Genomic DNA, 4,243 nt, shown 5'->3' with positions numbered 1-4,243 from the left:
CGCCCCGCAGCCCGCCGCCGCACCGCCGGCTGCCCAGCCGGCCGCGAAGGCCCCGGTGCCCGCTCCGGCGAAGGCCGCTCCGGCCCCCGCCAAGCCGGCCGCCGCGAAGTCCCAGGCCCCCAAGGCGCAGCCCGCCGACGGGGTCAAGCCGGGCATCGAGCAGGTGACGCTGCGCGGCCCGTCCGCCGCCGTCGCGAAGAACATGGACGCCTCCCTGGAGGTGCCCACGGCCACGTCCGTGCGCGCGCTCCCGGTGAAGCTCCTGTTCGACAACCGCATCGTCATCAACAACCACCTCAAGCGTGCCCGCGGCGGGAAGATCTCCTTCACGCACCTCATCGGCTACGCGATGGTCCAGGCCATCAAGGCGATGCCGTCGATGAACTGGCACTACGCGAAGGTGGACGGCAAGCCCACCCTGGTGAAGCCGGAGCACATCAAGTTCGGCCTCGCCATCGACCTGGTCAAGCCGAACGGCGACCGCCAGCTGGTCGTCGCGGGCATCGAGAAGGCCGAGACGCTGAACTTCTTCGAGTTCTGGCAGGCCTACGAGGACATCGTCCGTCGCGCCCGCGACAACAAGCTGACGATGGCCGACTTCACGGGCGTCACGGTCTCGCTGACCAACCCCGGCGGCCTCGGCACCGTCCACTCCGTGCCGCGCCTGATGCCGAACCAGTCGGTGATCCTGGGCGTCGGTTCCATGGACTACCCGGCGGAGTTCCAGGGCACCAGCCAGGACACCCTGAACAAGCTCGGCATCTCGAAGGTCATGACGCTCACGTCGACCTACGACCACCGGGTGATCCAGGGTGCCGCCTCCGGCGAGTTCCTGCGCGCCGTGGCGAACCTGCTGCTCGGCGAGAACGGCTTCTACGACGACATCTTCGAGGCGCTGCGCATCCCCTACGAGCCGGTCCGCTGGCTCAAGGACATCGACGCGTCCCACGACGACGACGTCACCAAGGCCGCCCGCGTCTTCGAGCTGATCCACTCCTACCGGGTCCGCGGCCACGTCATGGCCGACACCGACCCGCTGGAGTACCGCCAGCGCAAGCACCCCGACCTGGACATCACCGAGCACGGGCTCACCCTCTGGGACCTGGAGCGCGAGTTCGCGGTCGGCGGTTTCTCGGGCAAGACCCTGATGAAGCTGCGCGACATCCTCGGTGTGCTCCGCGACTCGTACTGCCGCACCACCGGCATCGAGTTCATGCACATCCAGGACCCGAAGCAGCGCAAGTGGATCCAGGACCGCGTGGAGCGCTCGCACTCCAACCTGGAGCGCGAGGAGCAGCTGCGCATCCTGCGCCGACTGAACGCGGCGGAGGCCTTCGAGACCTTCCTGCAGACCAAGTACGTCGGCCAGAAGCGCTTCTCCCTGGAGGGCGGCGAGTCCGTCATCCCGCTGCTGGACGCCGTGCTGGACTCGGCCGCCGAGTCCCGTCTCGACGAGGCCGTCATCGGCATGGCCCACCGCGGCCGGCTGAACGTGCTGGCCAACGTCGTGGGCAAGTCGTACGCGCAGATCTTCCGCGAGTTCGAGGGCAACCTCGACCCGAAGTCGATGCACGGCTCCGGCGACGTGAAGTACCACCTGGGCGCCGAGGGCACCTTCACCGGTCTCGACGGCGAGCAGATCAAGGTCTCCCTGGTCGCCAACCCCTCCCACCTGGAGGCGGTGGACCCGGTCCTGGAGGGCGTGGCGCGCGCCAAGCAGGACATCATCAACAAGGGCGGCACGGACTTCACCGTCCTGCCGGTGGCGATCCACGGTGACGCGGCCTTCGCGGGCCAGGGCGTGGTGGCCGAGACCCTGAACATGTCGCAGCTGCGCGGCTACCGCACCGGCGGCACGGTCCACGTCGTCATCAACAACCAGGTCGGCTTCACCGCCGCGCCCGAGTCCTCGCGCTCGTCGATGTACGCGACGGACGTGGCCCGCATGATCGAGGCCCCGATCTTCCACGTGAACGGCGACGACCCGGAGGCCGTGGTCCGCGTCGCGCGGCTGGCCTTCGAGTTCCGTCAGGCGTTCAACAAGGACGTGGTGATCGACCTCATCTGCTACCGCCGCCGCGGTCACAACGAGTCGGACAACCCGGCGTTCACGCAGCCGCTGATGTACGACCTGATCGACAAGAAGCGCTCGGTGCGCAAGCTGTACACCGAGTCCCTCATCGGTCGCGGCGACATCACCCTGGAAGAGGCCGAGCAGGCGCTGCAGGACTACCAGGGCCAGTTGGAGAAGGTCTTCACCGAGGTCCGCGAGGCGGCGTCCCAGCCGACGGCCGTGGAGCCCTCGGAGCCGCAGGCCCAGTTCCCGGTGGCCGTCGAGACGGCGGTCACCTCGGAGGTCGTCAAGCGGATCGCCGAGTCGCAGGTCAACATCCCCGACCACGTCACCATCCACCCGCGTCTGCTGCCGCAGCTGCAGCGCCGGGCGGCGATGGTCGAGGACGGCACGATCGACTGGGGCATGGGCGAGACCCTCGCGGTCGGCTCGCTGCTCCTGGAGGGTGTCCCGGTCCGGCTGTCCGGCCAGGACTCGCAGCGCGGCACCTTCGGCCAGCGTCACGCGGTCGTCATCGACCGTGAGACGGGCGACGAGTTCACGCCGCTGCTGTACCTGTCCGAGGACCAGTCGCGGTACAACGTCTACAACTCCCTGCTCTCCGAGTACGCGGCGATGGGCTTCGAGTACGGCTACTCGCTGGCCCGCCCCGACGCGCTGGTGATGTGGGAGGCGCAGTTCGGCGACTTCGTCAACGGCGCGCAGACGGTCGTGGACGAGTTCATCTCGTCGGCCGAGCAGAAGTGGGCCCAGACCTCCGGTGTGACCCTGCTCCTGCCGCACGGCTACGAGGGCCAGGGCCCGGACCACTCCTCGGCCCGCCCGGAGCGGTTCCTGCAGCTCTGCGCGCAGAACAACATGACGGTCGCGATGCCGACCTCGCCGTCGAACTACTTCCACCTCCTGCGGTGGCAGGTGCACAACCCGCACCACAAGCCGCTGGTCGTCTTCACCCCGAAGTCGATGCTGCGCCTGAAGGCCGCGGCCTCGAAGGCGGAGGAGTTCACCACGGGCCAGTTCCGCCCGGTCATCGGCGACGACTCGGTCGACCCGGCCGCGGTCAAGAAGGTCGTCTTCTGCACCGGCAAGGTCTACTACGACCTCGAGGCCGAGCGGAAGAAGCGCGGCGTGACGGACACGGCGATCCTCCGCATCGAGCGCCTGTACCCGCTGCCGGGTACCGAGCTCCAGGCGGAGATCAAGAAGTACCCGAACGCCGAGAAGTACCTGTGGGCCCAGGAGGAGCCGGCGAACCAGGGTGCCTGGCCGTTCATCGCGCTCAACCTGATCGACCACCTCGACCTGGCGGTCGGCGCCGACGTCCCGCACGGCGAGCGTCTGCGCCGCATCTCGCGCCCGCACGGCTCGTCCCCGGCCGTCGGTTCCGCGAAGCGGCACCAGGCCGAGCAGGAGCAGCTGGTGCGTGAGGTGTTCGAAGCCTGACGGGCCTCGCGCCCGACGGACATCCGAGCGACGCCCTCACAGGTCGTACGTGACCGGGCCGCACCCCCACTCCGGGGGTGCGGCCCGGTCACGTTTTCGCAATTCGGCGCGGTTCTGTGCGGTTCGACTCGGTTCGGCGCGCACATATTCTTGTCCTCATGTACTTCACGGACCGTGGCATCGAGGAACTGGAGAAGCGGCGCGGTGAGGAGGAGGTCACCTTCGAGTGGCTCGCCGAACAGCTGCGGACATTCGTCGACCTCAACCCCGACTTCGAGGTGCCGGTGGAGCGCCTGGCGACATGGCTGGCCCGGCTGGACGACGACGAGGACGAGGAGTAGGACCGGCCCGACCGGGGCCGGCCTGCCCCGCCGCGCGAGCGTGTCCTGTTCACCGCTTCAGTCGCGCGGGTGGGTGAGGGTGTGGCTCGCCAGCGTGAGGGCGCCGTGCACCAGCAGGAGCGTCCCCGCGACGATCCAGCCGCCGCTGCGGTGCCGTAGGCCCCAGACGACCAGTGGCAGGCCCGCGGCCATCTGGGCGAGGGCCAGGGTGGGCACGGCGGGCACGGCCAGCGGGCCGCTCGCGCGGGAGGGCCGCAGCACGGAGGGCCCGGCGTCGGTGATGCCTTCCGGCCGGGCCGTCTCCCTCGCTTCGTGCGCCCTCTGCCGGGCCCGGGACTGCTCCCGGGCCCGGCGCTCGTCCCCGCCCGTCGCGCTCCTCCCGCCG

Annotated in this window: 2 protein-coding genes and 1 pseudogene; 2 read left to right on the top strand and 1 reads right to left on the bottom strand. The window is 69.6% G+C overall.

Annotated elements, in window-relative coordinates:
- The coding region (locus tag AOK11_RS25640) for a multifunctional oxoglutarate decarboxylase/oxoglutarate dehydrogenase thiamine pyrophosphate-binding subunit/dihydrolipoyllysine-residue succinyltransferase subunit (protein ID WP_055596095.1) at positions 1–3,517 on the top strand (3,517 nt) is incomplete at its 5' end.
- Between the two features lie 158 nt (positions 3,518–3,675).
- Positions 3,676–3,858: a DUF6104 family protein gene (locus tag AOK11_RS25635; protein WP_018571400.1), complete on the top strand. Its 183-nt coding sequence runs from the start codon at positions 3,676–3,678 to the stop codon at positions 3,856–3,858.
- 57 nt (positions 3,859–3,915) lie between these two features.
- Here the strand turns inward: AOK11_RS25635 and AOK11_RS25630 are convergent.
- Positions 3,916–4,243, bottom strand: a pseudogene (locus AOK11_RS25630) (hypothetical protein); the annotation flags it as partial.

It is taken from the genome of Streptomyces hirsutus (assembly GCF_001418415.1).
GTDB lineage: Bacteria > Actinomycetota > Actinomycetes > Streptomycetales > Streptomycetaceae > Streptomyces > Streptomyces hirsutus.
This window is presented reverse-complemented; position numbering and strand designations above follow the sequence as displayed.